22 protein-coding genes, 1 other RNA gene and 1 pseudogene are annotated in these 20,167 nt (G+C 51.5%); 17 read left to right on the top strand and 7 right to left on the bottom strand.

The window, feature by feature from the left end:
• Positions 1–20 precede the first annotated feature (20 nt).
• The gene (gene mutL, locus F457_RS0103440) at positions 21–1,925 is read left to right on the top strand and encodes a DNA mismatch repair endonuclease MutL (protein WP_018979737.1); all 1,905 of its coding nucleotides are present in this window, start codon (positions 21–23) and stop codon (positions 1,923–1,925) included.
• A gap of 65 nt (positions 1,926–1,990) precedes the next feature.
• A complete protein-coding gene (gene dld, locus F457_RS0103435; protein WP_245539100.1) occupies positions 1,991–3,685 on the top strand; it encodes a D-lactate dehydrogenase in 1,695 nt (564 codons plus the stop codon).
• Here the strand turns inward: dld and F457_RS0103430 are convergent.
• Together F457_RS0103430 and F457_RS0103425 are read right to left on the bottom strand one after the other, a co-directional pair.
• Entirely contained in the window at positions 3,682–4,248 is a 567-nt protein-coding gene (locus F457_RS0103430; RefSeq protein ID WP_018979735.1) for a DUF1643 domain-containing protein, read from the bottom strand. The genes dld and F457_RS0103430 overlap by 4 nt on opposite strands.
• A gap of 55 nt (positions 4,249–4,303) precedes the next feature.
• Complete coding sequence (locus F457_RS0103425; protein ID WP_018979734.1) at positions 4,304–5,449, bottom strand: transglycosylase SLT domain-containing protein; 1,146 nt, start codon at positions 5,447–5,449, stop codon at positions 4,304–4,306.
• A gap of 521 nt (positions 5,450–5,970) precedes the next feature.
• Here F457_RS0103425 and F457_RS0103415 point away from each other — a divergent pair.
• Together F457_RS0103415 and F457_RS0103410 are read left to right on the top strand one after the other, a co-directional pair.
• A complete protein-coding gene (locus F457_RS0103415) occupies positions 5,971–6,189 on the top strand; it encodes a hypothetical protein (protein ID WP_018979732.1) in 219 nt (72 codons plus the stop codon).
• 88 nt (positions 6,190–6,277) lie between these two features.
• Positions 6,278–7,144, top strand: coding sequence for a glycosyltransferase family protein (locus tag F457_RS0103410; protein ID WP_018979731.1), 867 nt, complete (start codon positions 6,278–6,280; stop codon positions 7,142–7,144).
• A gap of 50 nt (positions 7,145–7,194) precedes the next feature.
• Here the strand turns inward: F457_RS0103410 and F457_RS0103405 are convergent, their stop codons facing one another.
• From F457_RS0103405 to ssrA, 3 genes are all read right to left on the bottom strand, one after another.
• A complete protein-coding gene (locus F457_RS0103405) occupies positions 7,195–8,289 on the bottom strand; it encodes an AbrB family transcriptional regulator (RefSeq protein WP_018979730.1) in 1,095 nt (364 codons plus the stop codon).
• A gap of 12 nt (positions 8,290–8,301) precedes the next feature.
• The gene (locus F457_RS0103400; RefSeq protein ID WP_018979729.1) at positions 8,302–8,877 is read right to left on the bottom strand and encodes an SspB family protein; all 576 of its coding nucleotides are present in this window, start codon (positions 8,875–8,877) and stop codon (positions 8,302–8,304) included.
• A 124-nt stretch (positions 8,878–9,001) separates the two neighbouring features.
• Positions 9,002–9,319: a transfer-messenger RNA gene (gene ssrA / locus F457_RS13505) on the bottom strand.
• Between the two features lie 82 nt (positions 9,320–9,401).
• On the opposite strand from ssrA, the gene thyX reads away from it, so the two are divergent.
• Both thyX and F457_RS12065 read left to right on the top strand, forming a co-directional pair.
• Positions 9,402–10,316: an FAD-dependent thymidylate synthase gene (thyX, locus tag F457_RS0103395; RefSeq protein ID WP_018979728.1), complete on the top strand. Its 915-nt coding sequence runs from the start codon at positions 9,402–9,404 to the stop codon at positions 10,314–10,316.
• 28 nt (positions 10,317–10,344) lie between these two features.
• Positions 10,345–10,638 carry a hypothetical protein gene (locus F457_RS12065; RefSeq protein WP_156809337.1) on the top strand — a complete coding sequence of 98 codons (294 nt, stop codon included), beginning with the start codon at positions 10,345–10,347 and terminating at the stop codon, positions 10,636–10,638.
• Here the strand turns inward: F457_RS12065 and fbaA are convergent.
• Positions 10,635–11,735 (bottom strand): class II fructose-bisphosphate aldolase, encoded by a 1,101-nt coding sequence (gene fbaA, locus F457_RS0103385; RefSeq protein WP_026294146.1) that lies wholly within the window; start codon positions 11,733–11,735, stop codon positions 10,635–10,637. The genes F457_RS12065 and fbaA overlap by 4 nt on opposite strands.
• 280 nt (positions 11,736–12,015) lie before the next feature.
• On the opposite strand from fbaA, the gene F457_RS0103380 reads away from it, so the two are divergent.
• From F457_RS0103380 to F457_RS12060, 9 genes are all read left to right on the top strand, one after another.
• A complete protein-coding gene (locus F457_RS0103380) occupies positions 12,016–12,579 on the top strand; it encodes a NifU family protein (protein WP_018979725.1) in 564 nt (187 codons plus the stop codon).
• Positions 12,580–12,589: 10 nt separating this feature from the next.
• Positions 12,590–13,180, top strand: a complete 591-nt coding sequence (locus tag F457_RS0103375) for a malonic semialdehyde reductase (protein WP_026294145.1) — start codon at positions 12,590–12,592, stop codon at positions 13,178–13,180.
• Positions 13,180–13,842 carry a tRNA (adenosine(37)-N6)-threonylcarbamoyltransferase complex dimerization subunit type 1 TsaB gene (tsaB, locus tag F457_RS0103370; RefSeq protein WP_018979723.1) on the top strand — a complete coding sequence of 221 codons (663 nt, stop codon included), beginning with the start codon at positions 13,180–13,182 and terminating at the stop codon, positions 13,840–13,842. Before F457_RS0103375 ends, tsaB begins: the two co-directional genes overlap by 1 nt.
• Entirely contained in the window at positions 13,839–14,303 is a 465-nt protein-coding gene (gene rimI / locus F457_RS0103365) for a ribosomal protein S18-alanine N-acetyltransferase (RefSeq protein WP_018979722.1), read from the top strand. Before tsaB ends, rimI begins: the two co-directional genes overlap by 4 nt.
• A 330-nt stretch (positions 14,304–14,633) precedes the next feature.
• On the top strand, positions 14,634–15,041 hold the full coding sequence (locus F457_RS0103360; protein ID WP_018979721.1) for a MucR family transcriptional regulator: 408 nt from the start codon (positions 14,634–14,636) through the stop codon (positions 15,039–15,041).
• A 97-nt stretch (positions 15,042–15,138) separates the two neighbouring features.
• A complete protein-coding gene (locus F457_RS0103355; RefSeq protein ID WP_018979720.1) occupies positions 15,139–15,657 on the top strand; it encodes a Fur family transcriptional regulator in 519 nt (172 codons plus the stop codon).
• Positions 15,658–15,795: 138 nt separating this feature from the next.
• Entirely contained in the window at positions 15,796–16,626 is an 831-nt protein-coding gene (locus tag F457_RS0103350; protein WP_026294142.1) for a GNAT family N-acetyltransferase, read from the top strand.
• Positions 16,627–16,635: 9 nt separating this feature from the next.
• A complete protein-coding gene (gene lnt / locus F457_RS0103345) occupies positions 16,636–18,168 on the top strand; it encodes an apolipoprotein N-acyltransferase (RefSeq protein ID WP_018979718.1) in 1,533 nt (510 codons plus the stop codon).
• A 99-nt stretch (positions 18,169–18,267) separates the two neighbouring features.
• Positions 18,268–18,714 (top strand): helix-turn-helix domain-containing protein, encoded by a 447-nt coding sequence (locus F457_RS12060; RefSeq protein WP_018979717.1) that lies wholly within the window; start codon positions 18,268–18,270, stop codon positions 18,712–18,714.
• On the opposite strand, the gene F457_RS0103335 is transcribed toward F457_RS12060, so the two are convergent.
• Complete coding sequence (locus F457_RS0103335; protein ID WP_018979716.1) at positions 18,711–19,382, bottom strand: tyrosine-protein phosphatase; 672 nt, start codon at positions 19,380–19,382, stop codon at positions 18,711–18,713. The genes F457_RS12060 and F457_RS0103335 overlap by 4 nt on opposite strands.
• 66 nt (positions 19,383–19,448) lie before the next feature.
• Here F457_RS0103335 and F457_RS0103330 point away from each other — a divergent pair, with 66 nt between their 5' ends.
• On the top strand, positions 19,449–19,760 hold the full coding sequence (locus F457_RS0103330; RefSeq protein ID WP_018979715.1) for a hypothetical protein: 312 nt from the start codon (positions 19,449–19,451) through the stop codon (positions 19,758–19,760).
• 181 nt (positions 19,761–19,941) lie between these two features.
• A pseudogene (locus tag F457_RS14195) lies at positions 19,942–20,147 on the top strand (transposase); the annotation flags it as partial.
• Positions 20,148–20,167: the final 20 nt, after the last annotated feature.

The raw sequence follows: 20,167 nt of genomic DNA, 5'->3' as shown, positions 1-20,167 counted from the left end.
AAGTTAGAGACGGTACAGTCATGCCTCACGCGACGATCCGTCGGCTTTCAAATCATGTTGTTGATTTGATTGCAGCCGGCGAGGTGGTGGAACGCCCCGCGGCTGCGCTGAAGGAGCTTGTGGAAAATGCTCTTGATGCGGGTGCGACCTCTATTGAGGTGGTGCTGCGTGGTGGCGGCTGTGACAGCATCGAGGTGACCGATAACGGGCGAGGCATGACGCCGCAGGAATTGCCGTTAGCGATCGAACGTCACTGCACGTCTAAACTGCCTGATGATGATTTGGTGCATATCCGCACGCTTGGATTTCGTGGCGAAGCGCTCCCGTCCATTGGGGCCAGTGCGCGCTTAAGCGTAACCTCTCGCACGGCAGAAGCGGATACGGCTTGGTGCTTGCGCGTTGAGGGTGGTGTTGTAGAGCCTGCAACACCAGCAGCGGGGGCTGTCGGAACGCGCGTTGTCGTGCGTGATTTGTTCTTTGCAACACCGGCACGGCGCAAGTTTCTGAAAAGTCCGCGCGTGGAAGGAAGCCATGCGGAAGCGGTGATGCGGCGTATGGCGTTAAGCTCGCCCCATTGTGCGATCTCCTTTAACCTTGAGGGGCGGGAGGTCTTGCGCCTTCCCGTCCAAAGCGTTCAGGAACGTGTGGCTGCGGTGCTGGGGGTGGTGCATGATAGTTTGCTCGCGGTGGATGAGCAGCGTGGGCGTATGCATCTTTCAGGTTTTATCTGTGGGCCAGCGCATACGCGTGCAACAGGGGCAGGGCAGTTTCTGTTGGTTAATGATCGCCCCGTGACAGACCCCGTATTGCGGACGGCTGTACGTGTGGCCTATCGTCCTGTGATTGAACGTGGCCGCTTCCCGGTACTGATGTTGCACCTCCACGTGCCGTATGAGCGGGTGGATGTAAATGTTCACCCCGCTAAAACAGAGTTGCGTTTTGCTGATGAAGCCGAGGTACGTGCTTTTGTCATTGGTGCTGTTGGTCGTGCTCTCGCCCGTGGTGCGGGGGATGGTGGGGGCGTGCATGCCGATTTAGAGCGGGTGATCACGCCAGAGCCAACGCCCCCGGAAATGGCCTCGCGCTCTTCACAGCCTTCGTCGCCTGCGTTGTGGAATGATCGACGCCCGGCTGTTGCACGGGATTGGCGGCAGGACAGAGATTTCGGCTTCGCTCCCTCTGTGCGTCAGGTCGCGCGTTCGCCGATGTCAGAAAAAGAGGCCGGACTGTCGGAAGCCGCTGCTTTATTTGATCGTGCGACGCCGTCTTGTGCAATGGCGGGTGAGGATGAAAGGGGAGCGTATGAGGCATCGCCTTCTTCTAAGCAAACGCTTGGGGTGCCGATTGGTCAGATCCACGCCACATATATCCTCGCTATTGCAGCAGATGGTGATCTCATTATCGTTGACCAACATGCCGCTCATGAACGGCTGACCCATGAGCGTTTGTTTGCACGGTTTGAAGGCGGTGTGATCAAGGCGCAAGCACTGCTTTTACCCGAAGTCGTTGATCTCTCACGTGATGAAGCGGATGCCATCATGGCCTGTGTTGAGGAATTGGCGCAATTTGGATTGGAGCTGGAATCTTTTGGGGAAGGCAGTGTGATGGTGCGCACGCTTCCCGCTCCGTTGAGTGGCGGGGATGTGGGCGCACTTGTGCGCGATATTGCTGAGGAGTTGGCTCAAGACCCTGACCTGTCCGCACGACAAACAGAAAGCCTAGACCGTCGTTTTGAAGCTGTTGTTGCGCGGATGGCATGCCATGGCAGCATCCGTGCTGGGCGGAAACTTAAGCGCGAGGAAATGGAGATTTTACTGCGAGATATGGCGCAAAATCCGCGTGTAAATACCTGTCCCCATGGGCGTCCGACATGGCTGCGTCTCAGTAAAGACGCATTGGAAAAGCTTTTTGGGCGTGTAAAATAAGACTCTTTCAGTAAAGATTTTACGGAATGTCCCGTAAAAGAAAAATGAATGAAAGAGAGGACACGATGTCGGGGCTGCTTAACAAGCTTGAGGGTATTGTAGGCCAGCGACACGTTCTAACATCAGAAAGTGCAACTTATCCTTTTCGTAAGGGGTTTCGGTTTGGACTTGGCCGTGTAGAGGCTGTAGTTATGCCGCATTCTCTTGTGGAGTTGTGGCATGTTGCGCAGTCCTGCGTGCAAGAGGATCGGATCCTCATCATGCAGGCGTCCAATACGGGGCTAACGGGTGGGTCCTCGCCCGATGGTAATGCGTATGATCGGCCCATTATTCTTGTCAGCACGCGTCATTTAAAAGGCATTCATCTCGTTGGTGGTGGCAAGCAGGTCGTGTGCCTGCCTGGTGCTACCTTGTATGAGCTTGAAGAAATTTTAAGCCCGATCGGGCGTGAACCGCATTCTTTGATTGGGTCGTCTTGTATTGGGGCCTCCATTTTAGGGGGTGTGAGCAATAATTCCGGTGGATCACTCGTGCAGCGTGGCCCAGCTTTTACGGAAATGGCGCTTTTTGGCCAAGTGGATGAAAAAGGCGAGCTGCATCTCGTGAATCATCTTGGGCTTCGCTTAAAGGGTGACCCAGAACAGGTGCTTGCTGCGGTAGAAAAAGGCACCTTCTCACCTGATGATGTGGAATGGTCTGCCGGACGCGGGCATGATGCTGATTATATTGATCGTGTGCGTGATGTGGACGCGGACACACCCGCTCGCTTTAATGCGGATCCGGGTCGTCTCTATGAAGCCTCTGGCTGTGCGGGGAAGCTGGTCGTGTTTGCGGTGCGGCTTGATACGTTCCCAGCGGAAAAGGACACGGCTGTCTTCTATCTGGGCACCAACAGCACAGGTAAACTAGAAGATCTGCGCCGTGCGGTCTTAAGTCAGTTTGATGAGATGCCGATTGCCGGTGAGTATCTCCATCGTGATACGTTTGAGATTGCAGACCATTATGGGCGTGATACGGTCGTAGCTATTCGCTATTTGGGCACGAAGCATCTTCCTTTTTTCTTTGCGATGAAAGAGAAGATCGACCTTCTATCGCAAAAAGTCTCCTTCTTCCCAGATGCGTTGGGAGATCGCGTTTTGCAGGCGATGAGCCGGCTGTTCCCCTCGCAAGTGCCTAAGCGGATTATGGCCTATCATAAGCGTTTTGAGCACCATCTGATGTTGAAAGTATCAGGACAATTTGCGGATACATTACGTCCGTGGCTGCAAGAGTTCTGTAAAGACGGCGACATGGCATCCTTTGAATGCACAGCAGATGAAGGCAAGCTAGCCTTCCTCCACCGTTTTGCAGCAGCAGGCGCTGCGGGTCGATATGCGGCGGTTAATCGCAAAACAACAGGAGGGATGATGGCCCTTGACGTTGGATTGCGCCGCAATGACCGTGAGTGGTTTGAAAAATTACCCCCCGAGGTGGATAATAAGCTGGTCGTGAAGCTCTATTACGGCCATTTTTTCTGTCATGTGATGCATCAAGATTATGTGGTGAAGCAGGGTCAAGACCCTGTGGCGGTGGAGCATGAAATGTGGCCATTGCTCGATAAACGCGGGGCGCGTTACCCGGCGGAGCATAATGTCGGCCACCTCTATAACGCCCCCCAATCAATGCTGGATCATTATCGGAGCTTGGATCCATGCAACTGCATGAATCCGGGGATTGGTCGTTCGACCAAGCGGAAAAACTGGGTCGCAGAAAGCGTTTAATGGTCGCTTAATGTCGTAGGATCAAGAGGTTGAGGGGTCAGAGAAGCCGGCAAATAGAGCGGGTGCTCTGGCCGCCCTCCTTTACGACTGAGCCGAAGGGCTGTGATCTCGTGTCCAGCTTGGCTTAGGAGCTGGGCGACAGCCGTCCCGCGAGAGCGGAGGGCTTTTGCTTGAGGTGTGCCGTAGGCCAGCACGATGGTGTGGGCGTCTGCGGCCATTTCTAAAAGAGAAGCATCGTTTTGAGGGCCAATAGGGTCTGGTATTTCCAGAAGGCGCTTTTGGTCTGTGCAGCGATAGGCGAAGCTGTTGCCCACATAAATGCCCCCATATCCCCAAGCGCGGGCATAGCGCTGGCATTTGGCAACGGTGCGGTCATCGCCCACTTCTGTAGCGACAGAGGGGTTCATCATAACCCACATGATAAGAGGGCGTGTTGCGTCCCAAACGCGTTTTAAGCTGTAGCGATAGCAGTCTTGTGGGCCATCATATATGGCGGTGCTGACGATATCATCAGCTAACCGAAGGGGGGTCGATGACCCGACGTGATGTGTCTTCTCTGTCATAGGGAGAGATGTAGCGTGCAGCGCAGGTCTTTTTAAGCCCCTCATTTACGTGTTCTTAGAAATGGGATTGAGGTGAGAGGGGCATACAGGGAATGCTATGGGTAAGTCTGCGGCATGTTGCTAGAGCTTGATCGTGCGAGAGCCCCGTTAATCGGGCGCGATAAAGCCTATGCTGGCCTGAATGGACTGGGTTAACGAGGACAGATACGCGTTTTGGTGTGAGCCCGGTAAGATGGCGGACTTGTGTAGAGACTGCCGAGGCTTGGGCGCGGGTTGAGTAGCTCCCTAGTTGAACAGCCCATTGGGCGGAACCCTTTTTCAACATATCGCTTGCCGATCCGCTACGGTAGGGCATGTGTGCTAGCGGGATGGATTGAACATGGATGGTCTCTTCAGGGGATTGCTCAGGTTGGGAGACCTTATGTGGAGCAGTGCTGCGCGGCTCTGCAGGGGGGCTTGAGAAGCCTCGTGCGGCCCATGCGGCACTAATGGATTGTTGAGCGGGGTTGGATGTTATCGGTGGGGGCTGTGTGTCTTCGATCGCGGCATTATCTTGTGTTCGTGCGGTTGGATCGTGACGGGCAACCATGAGGTCGTTATGAGAACGGTGCCGTGGCCAAATCCCGACAATATGTGGGGCGATGGCAGCTACATAGTGCCGTGTTTCTAAAGGTAGGGCTCTGTTGTGGCGAAGATAGCGGTCAAGGCTCCCTGGGCCATAATTATAAGCGGCTAAAAAGCCCGGGGAGCCATAAATTTCGTACATTTCCCGCATGTAGGCGGTGCCCGCTAAGATATTGTCATGTGGGTTATAGGCATCAGGGCCTAGACCATACCGCGTGCGCAGGTCGTCATAAGCAGGGGGCATAATTTGCATCAGTCCCATTGCACCCGGGAGGGATGTGATGAAACGCCCGTGACTGTCGTAAATATGTCCGCCTGATTCTTGGTGCATGACGGCACGAATCCAGGCCGTTGGGATGTCAAAACGCTCGGACGCTTCACGAATATAAGGCCCCCAGGGATCATGAGCGGGGCCAGGGGGGGTATAAGAACTTTTGGCGTGTGCTTGGTATTGCTCCTGCTCATCCACAAGTGCTTGCGGAGACATGGATGAAGATGGTGTATTTGCGCAGGCGGTGAGCAGGCCAAGACACCCCACGGCAGCGGCAGAGCGAGGTGAGCAAATATAAAGAGACATGGAAAGAAGAGGCTCCGCCTGTAGCAATGGACAAATTTACTATTTGCCAATCTAACATAATATATCTATCATTATAACAAGATATTCTTATTATAAGAGTAAGAAGAAACAACGATAAGAGAAAAAATAAATTCAAAAATGTGAGATGTCATATTTTTAAAGTATTGAATTAACAAAAAACTACAAAATGCAAAAAATATGATAACATCATTCAAAAATAATTTCACCATCCTAAGTGAAAATAAAAAAGGTAAATTTAAATACATGAAAAATAAGGTAACATTGTGATATTTTTTAAGTAAATAATTTTTCATGAAAAAAGAAAACCCCTCTTGGGGGAGTGGATTATTTTGGCTATATACAAAGAAACGTCTTTATGGCGACTCGATGAGTTATCAAAGCATGTGAAGCATGCTAATATGGCATTGAGCTCTTTCGTGGAACGGGTGCTTCTGTAGATTTTATAGTAGGTGGCGCTCTGTTTGTAGGAAAGCTAGCTTGATATTTTGAGGAGAGAGGTCTTGTCTTACGCTGCGATTGATGCAGAACGTGTTGCAAAAGCGGCCGAAAATGCGTTGAAGACCCTTCAGATGACGTCAAGTGATTCTGAAGTTCATCAACGTAAAACGGCGATGATCGAACGCATTCATGCGTTGGCTCTGGCTGCGTCACAGACGCAAAAGACGGGTGTGATTACTCTAACATCTGAAGAGTTTTGGCTCATTTCCAAAAATTGGTAGAGCATATTTTTAAGGTGATATTGTTAGGGCAGACGGATATGATGCAGCACGGCTGTCTGTTAGATTTGGGGCATTAGGGACGTTTGGCATGAAGTGGTTTTTTGCAATTACAGAGCAGACGCTCTCCAATGATCCAGATCATGGGTTTATTGATTGCATCCGTGTGGCAGTACGTTCTGCACGAGAGAATACAACGTTGAAGCCGCATATGGTTTTTGACGGGCAGGAATGCGATTTCACGCGCGAGATGCGTGAGCTTGGTGTGACGGTTATTTTCCACCGCATCCATTTTTACGATCGTTTGCATGAGGCGCAACGCCGTCAGAAGCCTGAATGGCCTAATTACATGCAGACGGCTGCAGGGGCCTTTATGCGCCTTGATCTGCCGCTGTTGGAAAAAGAAGATCAATACGTCCTTTATACAGATTGTGACGTTTTGTTCATGCGTGATCCGCAAGTTGAGTTCTGTCGTCCTGCTATTTTTGCGGCTTGTGGTCAGTTTGGTATGCAGGATTATTACACAGATATGAACTCAGGGGTCATGGTGATGAACCTTGAGCGCCTGCGTAATGACTTGCCGGCGATGATCGATTTCCTATGCGACAATCTGTATTACATTTCTGGTTATGATCAGGAGCTGTTGCGCGTTTTCTATAACGCTCAATGGAGCCCGCTGTCCGCTCGCTTTAACTGGAAGCCTTATTGGGGAGTGAATGATGATGCGGTCATCGTGCATTTCCATGCTGGCAAACCACCAGCGGCGCGTCATTTGCTTGATGATCCTGCATATCGTGAGCATGACCCAGTTTTTCACACATGGCGTCATTGGTTTTTCCAAAATCCAGCTGGCTATGCACATTACGTGCCACGGTGGGAAGAATTCTTGCGGATGTCCACTTCTCCACCGGCTGATACAGCGGATGAATTTGATGCGATGCGAGAAGGTAACGCATAAATTCAGGAAGGTGAGAATGGCAAAGCCCGGGGAACTCCCTCGGGCTTTTTTTATGACTGTGGTGTTTGTTGATTCTTTGGTTTGTGGCGCTCAAGCCATGTGCCGATTGGGCGTGCAATGAGGGGGCCGAGGATAACGACGGCGAGCATACGGGCAGTCTGAAGGGCAACAATAAAGGGGAGTGCTACAGGGATTGATGTGCTGATAATGACGATGGTGTCTAACCCGCCCGGACTTGTCGCCAGATAGGCGCTAAAAAGGTCGATTTGAGCGAGGCGCGCAACGGGGATGGCTAAAAGAGCACAAACACAGATGAGAATAACAGAAGAGAAGCATACGGCAGGGAGGGTATGAAGAGCATAGCATAACACAGCTTTGGTAAATCGTAGGCCAATAGCCCATCCGATCGACATATAAGCAGGAACGCAGAGCCATAAAGGGGTGCTAATAGCGAAGAGGCCTGTCAGCTGAGCGATCCCACCAAGAAATAAAGTGAGAAGCAGCGGCGCAGCAGATAAAGGCAGGCGCATTCCAATAATCGTTGAGCCTATAATAAGAGCCAGGGTAGGAATCATATCGCCTGGATGGAGAATTGATAGCGGTGGAAGGGAGTGAGATTGTGCAGGGGGGCCGCCAACATACCAGGCAACGAGCGACGTTGAGAGGGCCACCATAATCACACGGAAATACAGCATAAAAGCTGCAAGTCGTGGGTCTGCTCCAAAAGATTCACACATGAGGGTCATGGTCGAAGCGCCGCCGGGAGAAGCTCCCCATAGTGCAGTAGTTCCAGGCATATTGCCGAACCGAGCCAGCACAGCTCCGGTGAAAAAACTGGCAACAATCACCGATATCACGCTGAACAGCATGAGAACCCAGTGATGGAGGCAATTTTGAAGAATGTCTATTGAGAGGGATTTTACAATAACGCAGGCAAGGATGGCTTGTGCGAGACAAAAAATGGGTCGTTTAATCGTTAATTGACGACCGCTGACCGCCATAATGATCCCGGCGATCATGGGGCCTAACATGGTGCCCGCTGCGAGATGGACGCCCAAGAAGGCAGCCGTAAGCACGGCCGACAGCCCTATCAGTAAAAGCCAGCGTTTCCCGTACTGGTAGGGCGAAAGTGCACCGTGCGCCATGAAACCTGTTGCTTAAGAGGGATCTTCCGTGTCTGTGGAGCTTTCTGACTTATTGTGACGTTTGCGGAAAGCAGCAAGGCTGACAACTTCTGCTTCTTGCGTTTCTTTTTCCTCATGCTGGGGGGTGTTCGAAGCACTGTCAGGTTCATCCTGATAGAGTTCTGGGCCACCATTATCCTGCTCAACCTCTGGGGTCGTCCCTTCGGGGTTGAAGCGGAGCGCAATTTGGATATGTGGGTCAGCAAAGGCCGTAATTGCTTTAAGGGGAATACGCAACGTACAAGGTGTTCCGCCAAAGGACAGGCCTACAGAAAAAACGCTACGATCCTCGCTCACAGTTGGATTAAGGAATTGATGCTGAAGGACGATGGTCATCTCATCAGGGTAGCGATCCTTTAGGCGTGCAGGGATGTCAACGCCGGGATAGTCTGTGAGGAACGTCATGTAGAAATGATGTTCCCCCGGCAAGCCGTGATGGCATAAATAATCCAAAGCCTTTAGAACAACGCCCCGATGTGCGTCTTCTAACCATGTGTCATAGGGTAAAAGGCTCGTAGGGAAAGTCGGGTCGTTTGGATCGTCGCTCATGGATAGCTTGCTACACGGTTGAGTGTGAATGGTTCTCAATTTCTGGGCTAGAATGCCACAGATAGCAAGAGAAGAAGGTGTTTTTTTCTTACTAGAGTGTATTGGGAACCATCAAGTAAGCGTGAGTGGGAGGCTTCTGTTGCCCGGTGCCTCCCGAACCGCGCTTATCGCTTATGCAGCAACAGCGAGCACCTCTGAGTTATCGTTGGCACTTGTAAAATTTAGCCCGATAACGGCGGTACCATGCCGGGCAAAAAATAGATCTTTACTATGCGTGTCGAGCCTGTTTCGTCCCCATAGCCCTTCTGAGAAGGGTCTTGGTGGAGACGCCGGGCACTGCCCCCGGGTCCACTACACCTATTCCATCTACCGTTTATCGCCATAGCCGGAGCGAACCCCGGCAAGAGTTAAGATAGGGCGTGTACATATTTTTGGCAAGTGGTGAAAGGCTCACGTGACGAGTGAGTGGGAAAAGGTTAGAAGGCAGAGAATACGTTTTAGCTTGGTATGGTAGGAGAAAGCCCATGGCTCTGACAGATGAACAGCGCGCTGAAATCACAGCGCAGCGTCATGCGCCGGCGCAAACAATGCGTCCAACAGTTCCGGCGATGGAAGCGCTTCTCTTTGAGCCATTTGAGCTTCTTGATCACGGCTTTTTGCGCGTTGTGGACTATATGGGAGACGATTCGGCTGTCGTGCAAGCGGCGCGTGTTTCTTACGGGAAGGGGACGCGTCGTACGTCTGAAGATGCGGGGTTGATTCGCTATCTGATGCGTCATCGTCATTCCACACCGTTTGAAATGTGTGAGATTAAGTTTCACGTGAAACTTCCACTCTTTGTTGCACGGCAGTGGATTCGTCATCGTATGGCGAATGTGAATGAGTATTCAGCGCGTTATTCTGTCTTGGATAAAGAGTTTTATCTGCCTGCAGCCGAGCAAATTGCGGCTCAAAGCCGGTCGAACAAACAAGGCCGCGGGGATGCGTTGAGTGCGGAGGCAGCCCAAGAGGTGCTGTCCATTCTACAGCGTGATGCGCTGCAATGTTATGATGATTATGAGCAGATGCTAGACTCAGAGGGGATGGGTGTTGCGCGTGAATTGGCGCGTGTGAACCTGACACTCAACACCTATACGCAGTGGTATTGGAAAATTGACCTTCATAATTTGATGCATTTCCTTGCCTTGCGTTCGGATCCTCATGCTCAATATGAAATTCGCGTTTATGCGCAGAAGATGATTGAGATCCTCAAAGCATGGGTGCCTCAAACGGCCGCAGCGTTTGAGGAATATCGTCTTGGAGCGCATAGTTTCTCGGCAGGAATGTTAAACGTGCTTCGTCGTCGCCTCGCAGGTGAGGATGTGACGCAAGAAAATTCCGGCATTACGAAGCGTGAATGGGCAGAGATGATGGCTGTGCTTGAGGCAGACGCTTCATGATAAAATGACGGAAGGAGGTGGACGCCGTATGAGTGATTGGGATCGACTTCTGAGCGAAGGGCGAGCTTATCAGTATGAGGAAGGGCTACTTCCTCCCAAGCGGCGGCCACCCTCTATGGTGCCGTGGGTTGTGCTGGCTGTGTTGTTGGTGTTGACCTCTCTTGGCATTGAGCTTTTCTGGCCGCTGCCTTCTCATCATGGCCCTTTGCCGGTCTGCCAGCCTGGGCATATGGCATCGGCCTCATCATGCCAAAAGCAGGATGAAGCGTCTCGTTCTTCTGAAAAACCGGGGCATGATGAGGCGGGGCACAACGCCTCTTAGGGGCGTGGGGATGCCACGCTTTTTCCGCGAGAGCCGAGGATCGTGAAGGCTTCGTTGAGGCGTTCAATGCAGTGTTGTTCCCCAGCGCGGAGCCATGTGCGTGGGTCGTATTGTTTTTTGAGGGGGCGCCCTGTTTTGGGGCATAGCTGATGTTGAAAGGCGGTTTCGTGCTGCTGCACATAAGCCCCGACGCCGCGCGCGAATGCAAATTGGATATCGGTATCCAGATTGACCTTGATGACGCCGTAAGAGAGGGCTTCGTGAATGATGGCGGGATCAGACCCAGAACCGCCATGGAAAACCAAGGGGAGTGGGTTAGGGTCTCCTCCGCATTGAGAGGATACGAGCTCTTGAGAGCTTTTTAAAATCTCGGGACGGAGGGTCACGTTTCCAGGCTTATACACACCATGTACATTGCCAAAAGAAGCAGCAATTGTAACGATTCCGAGCGGAGAGAGACGCTCCCATGCGGTAAGAACTTCTACCGGTTGGGTATAAAAAGAGGGGTTTGCAGTGTGATCCTCTCCCAGTTCAGTGCCGATACCATCTTCTTCCCCACCGGTGATCCCGAGCTCAATCTCCAGCCCCATGCCCAGGGGGGTGAGGCGGCGTAGCATAGCGTCTGCCTCATCAAGGTTATGATCTAGTGGTTCAGCTGAGAGGTCGAGCATATGGGAGGAGAAAAGAGGCCGCCCTGTCTGAGCGTAGTTGACCTCACTGAATTCAATCAGCGCATTAAGCCACGGAATGAGAGGGCGATTAGCGTGGTCGGTATGGACAATGACAGCAATACCGTATTCCTTGGCCGTAAGATGCACATGACGCGCCATAGAAACAGCGCCTAATATGCGCGCGCGATGAGAGTCCTGTAAGCCGTTCCCGCCAAAAAAACGCGCCCCACCGTGAGAGATTTGTATAATAACATCAGAGTGATTGCGTGCTGCAGCTTCCAAAACCGCGTTAACCGTGTTCGTATTCGTAACATTGACAGCCGGTAGGGCGTAGCGCCCATGTTGGCACGCTGCTAAAAGGGTGCGGTAATCGCGGCCCGTGACAACACCAGGAGGAACAGCTGTGGTAGAGAAAGAGCGGGGCATGACTGTCTCCATTGAGATCGCGCATGATGTTTGCGAGAGCGCCTTGTCTATTACAGCCTGTCGGCTCTGTCATTGGGGGTGTGCCACGATTATGGCACAGTAACAGAGATTGATCGTCATGTGTCAGGTTATTGCGGCATGATAGCGTGATGACACTATAGGGTATAGATGCACATGAAGTAGGACTATTATAGTCCGCAAACCTTGCACTATGGAAGGATGATCCATAGGTGAAGGCATATCTAGCACGAATGTGTGTTCAACAGAGGGTGGGATCGTAATGTTAATTGAGACGGAAGACACGCCAAATCCGGCAACATTAAAGTTTTTGCCGGGTCGTGATGTGACAGGGGCTCAGGAGCCTGTTGACTTTGCTCATGCCGATGCCGCGAAAGGGGTGTCCCCTTTAGCTGAAATGCTGTTTGCTCTCCCTGAAGTGCAGCGTGTCTTCCTTGGTGAGGACTTTGTGTCTGTGACCAAGGTTGAGGATCAATCATGGCCAGAGGTTCGCCCGCTTGTGCTGACCGTGCTCACAGAGTTTTTCGCTTCTGGGAAAGAGGCGTTAACACGTCCAGATGTGGAACCTTCCATTCAGATCGCTCCCGAGGACGAAGAGGTTGTCTCTCGTGTGCGTGAGCTTTTAGATACACGGGTGCGTCCTGCTGTAGCTGGTGATGGTGGTGATATTGCCTTCCGTGGTTATCGTGATGGTATTGTCTATCTTGCCATGCAGGGCGCATGTTCGGGGTGCCCGTCATCTCGGGCGACCTTACGTCATGGTGTTGAAAACATGTTGCGCCACTACGTGCCTGAAGTTGAAGGCGTGGAGGCGGTAGAGGAGTAGGACTGAAATGATGACGCAAAACGAGGCTTCTTGGGAGGCGTTGTTCACGGAACGTCGCACGCCGCGGGATTTATCATCTCGTCCTGTTGAGGAAGACGTTTTGCGCCGTCTGTATGACCTTGTGAAAATGGGGCCAACGTCTGGGAATTGTACGCCAGGGCGCTTTGCGTTTTTAACAACAGATGATGCGAAAGAGCCTTTGCGGCCTGCTTTGTCAGCTGGAAATGTGGAGCGTGCTTTAAGTGCGCCTGTCGTGGCGATCATTGGTCATGACCCGATGTTTTTTGAACAGCTCCCTCGGGTGGGCACTTTGCCAGGTTTACGTGATTGGTTTGCTGCTGATGTTGGTTTGAGTGAGGAAACAGCTTTTCGTAACGGCACTCTACAAGGGGGATATTTCATCCTTGCCGCGCGTATGCTGGGCCTTGATGTTCTTCCGATGTCTGGCTTCGATTCTTTGATGGTGGAAGAGCGTTTCTTCCGTGAGCAAGGCTGGCGAGCGAATTTCTTGGTCGCTTTGGGTTATCCAGCTGAAGATGCTGCCCCTTTGCCTGAACGTGCGCCTCGGCTGAGCTTTGAGGAGGCGTGTCTGTGTCTGTAATGCCAGCGCGTTCTTTGGTCATGAATGGGGCTGGTGCCGGGCGCGGGCAGAGTAATCTGATTGCTCTGTTGGAAGGGGAGCGTTGCGTTTCCTCGCAGATTATGGCTGGGCGTGGGGCAGCAGAAAAATTTGCTCCAGCCGTGCAGGCTCTTTTAAAGACAGCCGGTTGGGAGCAGCCACCGGAACTCGTGGCGGCCATTATTGGGCCGGGCTCTTTTACGGGTCTGCGTGCGTCTTTGTCCTTGGCCTCTGGGTTGGCCCGGGGTTGGGGCTGTCAGCGTGTTGGCGTGTGCTTGGGTGACGCGGTGCGGGAGACGGTGCAGCGAGCTGACGTAACGGTGATGTGTTTGGCCCGACGTGGGCGTGTGTTCGTCGATCCTGCCGAAGGGGCGCCGTATGCTCTTACAGTCACAGAAGCACAAGAACGCCCATGGTCTGCTCTTGCGGGGGACGCTGTGTCGGGTGTGGATCATGTGGCTGAGTTTTCACGATGGCATGAAGACACAAGCGGCCCTGAGATTGTGGATTGTGTCGCGCCAAGTGCTGTTGGTATTTTAAGAGCGGCGTTATCGGCGGAAGAGAGGTCTCTTATGCCGCTTTATATTGATCCTCCTGAAGCGAAGTTGCCAGCTGGTGGGTTGCGCCCAGCCCCTCAGCGATGAGCCGCGCGGTCACAGGCCTGCATGTTGATATTGTACCGTTTGAGCAAGACGCCTCGTCTTGTTTGGCAAAGCTTCATAAAGACTGTTTCTTAGGGGAGGAGCAGTGGAGTGAAGAGGCCTTTGCACAGCTTTTGTCTATGAGCGGGACATCAGGATGGGGGGCATATATGGGCGAAGCCCTCATTGGCCTTTTGCTCGTTCATTATGTGGCTGGAGAGTATGAGGTCTTAACATTAGGGGTGCATCCACAAAGACGAGGGCGGGGAATAGGCCGTGCGCTTATGGTAGAGTTTATGGCGCAGGTTCTTTTAGAAAATGCCGTTATTTTTCTTGAAGTTAAGGTGACGAATAACAAAGCGTTTCATCTGTATTCATCACTAGGTTTTACTCAAGTAGGGTCTCGAAAGCGCTATTATCCTAACGGAGAGGATGCGCGCGTGCTTAGGTTTTCTTCACCGTAACAAAGTAATTTTGACGTCCTTCTGAGGGCTCTTTGATTTGAATAATAGGATAATGAAGTGCTGATAGGAGAGACCTAATACTATTATAAGTTTCTTTTCCATGAAGTGAGATCGTTAAAAAGCTATTATTAGGGATTTTATCAAGTCGTAATCGTACATGAACACTGCTGAGAGGGCACGATAAGTGAGATATATCAAGGAAGTTCAGTATGTTATCTGTCATGAGAGACCTATTTTTTCATTTTATAGGTAGAATGAGGGTTTTTTTCTTGTAGTTATCTAACTACATCGGATAGAGAAATATATAAAATATGTGGAGATAGTTACTATATGTCGACAGAGTCTGACTTCCCGGGGCTACGGCAGCTGACAGCGCAGATCGTTACCGCTTATGTGAGCAGCCATGATGTCCCTTCTGATGCACTACCAGAACTCGTTCGGTCTGTGCATGCAGCCCTTTCTGGTGCAGGAGCCCCTGCAGAGGCAGCACCAGAGAAACCTGTTCCAGCGGTGCCGCCGCGTAAGTCCGTTTTCCCAGATTACATTATCTGCCTGGAAGATGGGAAGAAGTTGAAGCTTCTACGGCGCCATTTGAAAACAGCGTACAACATGACGCCACAAGAATACCGTGAGCGCTGGGGGCTTCCAGCAGAATATCCTATGGTGGCACCAAATTACGCAAGCCATCGTTCTTCTTTGGCTCGTCGAATCGGTTTGGGACGTCGCCGCGAAGATTGATGATCTGGCCCCAAGAGCACCACTGAGCTGGAAAATATGGTTCTTGTGTGTTTTTGGGGTTGGACAAGTCGGTTCTTGATCGGATAAGTCCTCAGCTATGGTGGTAAGCACAAAAAATACGGAGCGTCCTCGCTCTTCCTCTAAGAGTGTGGTGGGAGATTCTCCCATTGCGCGTCTTTGTGTCAAAAGCGGGCTGAAGATGACGGGTCAGCGCCGTGTGATTGCCCATGTTCTCTCTGAGGCCGATGATCATCCTGATGTGGAGGAGCTCTATCGGCGGGCGTCGGCTCTTGATAACCGCATTTCGGTGGCGACTGTTTATCGGACGGTTCGTTTGCTGGAAGAACGCGGGATTCTGGAACGCCGCGATTTTGGCGGTGGGCGCGCGCGGTATGAGGCGAGTGAAAACGGCTGTCATTATCATCTCATTGACATTGATAGTGGACGTGTCATCGAGTTTGAGAATGAAGAGCTCGTCTCGCTCTTGTCGCAGATTGCAAAGAAGCTGGGGTTTGATCTAGTTTCTCATAGAGCAGAGCTGTTTGGTCGTGCTGAGAAAGGTGCGACCGCGGATGAAGGAAAGAATACCTCCTCAGAGGGTAAGAAGTCCGTATAGGCCATATCGTCTCCAGACGAAGGATGATCATGAATGACCGGTGAGACTGTGCCAAAGTTTTCAAATGATGTGGTGTCTACTCTTCCTGAAGCAGGGGCGGGTGTTCAGCTCAGGAGTAGTGAAACGGCGCGGAAACAAATGGAAACTTTGGCGACCCTCTCTCTGAACCGTGATGGCGGATTTCAGGAGTTAAGGGGAGGGAGCCTCGGTGTGCGTCTTGCGACGACGGAAGCAGAGCGTGATGCCGCGCAGGCTCTGCGTTACCGTGTCTTCTTTGAGGAAATGGGCGCGCGTCCTGATGAAAAAGCCCTGAGGACGCGTCGTGACGTTGACCCTTTCGATGAGGCGGCGGATCATTTGTTGGTGATTGACCATGCCCGTTCATCCGGTGCGGAGGGTGTGGTAGGGACGTATCGTCTGTTGCGTTCTGATGTGGCTGCGAAAACAGGTGGTTTCTATTCATCTGCGGAATATGACATTTCGTGCCTGACTGAATTTCCGGGTCGGATTTTAGAAGTTGGTCGCTCATGCGTTGCGCCTGAATATCGTGGGCGCGCGGTGATGCAGCTTTTGTGGCGTGGGATTGCCTCTTATATCTTCCTTCATCACATTGATGTGTTGTTTGGCTGTGCAAGCTTACATGGCACATCACCAGATGCTTTGGGTGATGAGCTGACGTGGCTTTATTATAATCATTTGGCGCCACCTGCTCTACGGGTAAAGGCTTTGCCCGAACGTTATGTGGAGATGCAGCGCACTGACCCGTTGCACCTCGATCGGCGGGCTTGTCTTAGCAAACTTCCTCCCCTCATTAAGGGCTATCTCCGGTTGGGAGGTTATGTTGGGGACGGCGCTGTCGTTGATGAGCAATTCAACACGACTGATGTTGCGGTATTGGTGAAAAGTGAGCTTCTTGCCGATAAATATTATCGCCATTATGAGCGTCGTTTACGAGATGCTCTGGATTAAGACGACCCTATGACCGCTGATTTTAAACGCCTTTTTTCAGCTACAGGCTGGAAAACGGCGTTATTGGTGCTGTGTGCAGGGGCGGCAGCGGCGCTTTCATTGCCGCCGGTTTATGCTTTCCCGATTTTACCGTTCGCGCTTATTGTCTTGTACAAAACAGCGTCTCAAGCCCCTACAATGCGATGGGCAGCATTGTGGGGTTTTTTGTTTGGTATGGGGTTCCACACAGCCGGGCTTTATTGGCTCACCTGTGCGATCTTAACGCGGGTGCATGAGTTCTGGTGGGTGGTGCCTTTTGCGGCTCCTGGGGTGGCTCTTATTATCGCGCCGCTTATCGCTGTTCCAGCGGTGGCATGTCGTTTGGTGCCTTCTGGTTGGCCACGCATTTTCTTATTTTCTGCGGCTTGGACGTTAGCGGATATGAGCCGCGTCTTCTTTTTTTCAGGTTTCCCATGGAACCCGTTAGGAAGTGCTCTAGAGGTGCCAGGTTTTATCGGCGATGTGCTTATTCAACCGGCCAGTATCGTTGGGGTGAATGGTTTAGGCCTCGCGCTTGTTTTGGCTTCTTTGGCGTTATGGCACGGACGGCGAGCAGCTTTAGTTGTGTGTATTGGGGGAGTGCTGTGGTGCAGCTTTGGGGTTTGGCGCCTTGATCATGTGCGACCAGAGGCTGTTACCAACCCTTATTTGGTCTTAGTGCAAGGTAATGTTTCTGAAGACGATGTACTTGGTCGTGGTGACGCGCTGCATAATTTCCAATCTTATCTGACGCAGACAACAGAAGGCGTGCAGAAAGCCTTACCTCAGGCGCGGGCTGAAGGACGTTCGGTTGTTGTGGTATGGCCTGAATCGGCGTTCCCGGGGATTTTGGATGAGGATGAGCTTGCACGACGCATGATTTCAGATGCTGCCCAAGGGGCACCTGTTCTCGTGGGGTCTGATCGTCGTGCAGATGGGCATTGGTATAATAGCCTAGAAGCTGTGGGAGCTGGTGGAGCCCTTGAAGCGATTTATGACAAGAGTCGCTTGGTACCTTTTGGGGAATATCAGCCGTGGATTATTCCGTTTAATATTCTTCCAGCCGTTTTGACTCCCGGTGATGGGCTTAAGACATGGGACCTTCCCCATATTGGGCGTGTCGGGCCGATGGTGTGTTATGAGATTATTTTTTCAGGAGCTGTGGTGGCGCCTGGGGAGCGGCCACATTGGCTCGTCACGATCTCTAACGATGCGTGGTATGGGAATAGTGCGGGGCCGCGTCAGCATTTGGCGACAGGGCGAATGCGGGCTGTTGAGGAGGGATTACCTGTAATTTTTGCAAATAATCGTGGCGTTTCAGCAACTTATAATGCTGTTGGCCATGAAGAGAAAAGAACAGTTTGGGGTAGAGAGCAAACGATTCTTCAATCCATTTCTTCCCCCCTTCCTCCCACATTATTCTCTCGTTACAGTAATGTAGGCGTGGTGATTGTTTCTTTTTTTCTGATCTCATTCTCTTTTCTTTCTAAGAGTAGAGGTGTTTTTAAACGAGACTTCCCTTGATGGCGCCTTAAAATTTAATAAATAGTAAATTAACCATTAGCGTAGGTTGTTATATGGTTGTGGAATGTGTGTGATCCTTATCGAGTAAGGCTATAAAGAATGCCCACATCATTAACTGATGTTCAGATTGGTAAACGGATGCGCCTTTTGCGGAAGGCACGGAAGTTGTCGCAGGAGAAGCTTGCGGCCGCTTTAGGCATTACGTTTCAGCAAGTGCAGAAATACGAGCATGGTAAAAACCGTATGGCGGCGGTGAGGCTCTATCAAGTTGCCTGTTTTTTGCAGGTGCCGATTAATTTTTTCTTTGAGGGTTTTGGTGACCCTGTTGCTTCAGAGACTGTAGGGTTATCTGAAACGCAAGAAGCTTTTTCGGCGACGGAGGAGGATGCCGGCTTATCGTATGATGCCGCTGATTTGAAGCTATTGATGCGCCCCGAGACGGTCCGTCTTGTGCGGGCTTATTATCGGATTACCGATGGGAAAGTACGCCGCGATGCTTTTGATTTGGTTGAAAAGATTGCAGGTGTCTCTTCTAAAGGGGATTAACCAAACTTTCCCACATTGGTGGATAAGGAGCTGAGGAGCGTCGTGGCACGGTCTTTTCGGAATGCCGTACGGAGGCCGTCTTCATCATAATGAGAGCGCACCCAGTCTATGAAAGGGATTTTCCCTTCTGCTTCTTGTTGATAGAGCAAGAAAAAAGCGTCCAGTACGCCGGTACGCGATCCTTTGAAATGTAAAAAGCGCCAATGGAGCTGCTTTAGGGCTTCTTGGGTACATCCCCCCTCAAAGAGAATAATGAGACCGCTAGCAAGCCCTGTGCGGTCTGCTCCTGATTTACAATGAAGGAGGGTGGGACCATTAAGCTTTTGGTAGATGTCGTAAAAACGAAGAATACGGTCTTTATGCGGTGCGTTGCGGCTCTCAAATGCCATATCAATATAAGGAAGATTGAGGGACTGGCAGGTATGGCGCGCCAGAGCGTCTGAGCCACATTGACGGTGCCCGCGGAGATTAATGACAGATTCTAAATGAAGTTTTTTGTGCAAATGTCGCAGGCGTGCTGGGGTAGGGTGATTGCAACGCCATATCTTTCCTGCCACCACAGGGGTGAGATTGGTCCAGGTAAGGCGAAAAATCGCGTGATCATGAAACAGGCTATCGTACCAAGCGTGAAGGCGCTTTTGAGGAGAGGTTAGAGTACCCTTGAACATGGTGTTTTCTTTTCATGGTGCTTTAGAGACATTCATCTCTTGCAGAATATGCTACAGGACGATGTTATGAAACGCTCTGTTGTAACATTCTGCATGATGCTTCCGCTGGCAGGTGGAGGGTGTGCTATGGATAGTGCTTCTTTTAAAGGGCCACATGCGGATATGACAGAGAAATATCCACGTAAACCTTTTTCCGTGCAGCGCAAACATCCTGAATTCGCGCTTCAAGGGCCGCATTTTATAATGCCTCCCGGTATTCCGCCGTTACCAGAGCCAGCAGCTGCAGCGGTTCAGCGCCCTATCCGGGGGAGTGGAGAGAATGGCCCCCCACCAGCGTATCCATCGCTTACCGATACAGAGGCTTCTTACGGTAAATAATGGGAGGAAGTGTGTGTGATGTGCGTTCTGCTTCTTTAAAAAGACGTCGTTTAGAAGATGCCTTTCGAGGCGATTTGGCATATTCACTGAGAGCCCTTTTGGGAATTCGCTTTGGTGGGCTTTCAAACTGTTTCTTACGTGGTTCACGTTATGGGTGTGGCCGCCAGAGCAGGAAGGCTGAGTGGTCGAAATCACCCGCAAGACGAAGCGTTATCCGTCTGACGTGACTGATGAATAATGGGAGCGTAAGCGCCCTTGATGCCTGAAGCGAAGCGGCAGGGACGCAAACGACCGATCGATTCCCCTGAGATCATGAATGCGCTGTGCACTCTTGTCTGCCTTGGCTGTGTATGGGAGGAGATGCTTTCGGTTCATTTTGATCCCTGGTAGGCCGTCTATTGGTGGTT

This window comes from Saccharibacter floricola DSM 15669 (genome assembly GCF_000378165.1).
Classification (GTDB): domain Bacteria; phylum Pseudomonadota; class Alphaproteobacteria; order Acetobacterales; family Acetobacteraceae; genus Saccharibacter; species Saccharibacter floricola.
The sequence above is the reverse complement of the archived record's forward strand: the minus strand, read 5'-3'. Positions and strand labels throughout refer to the sequence as shown.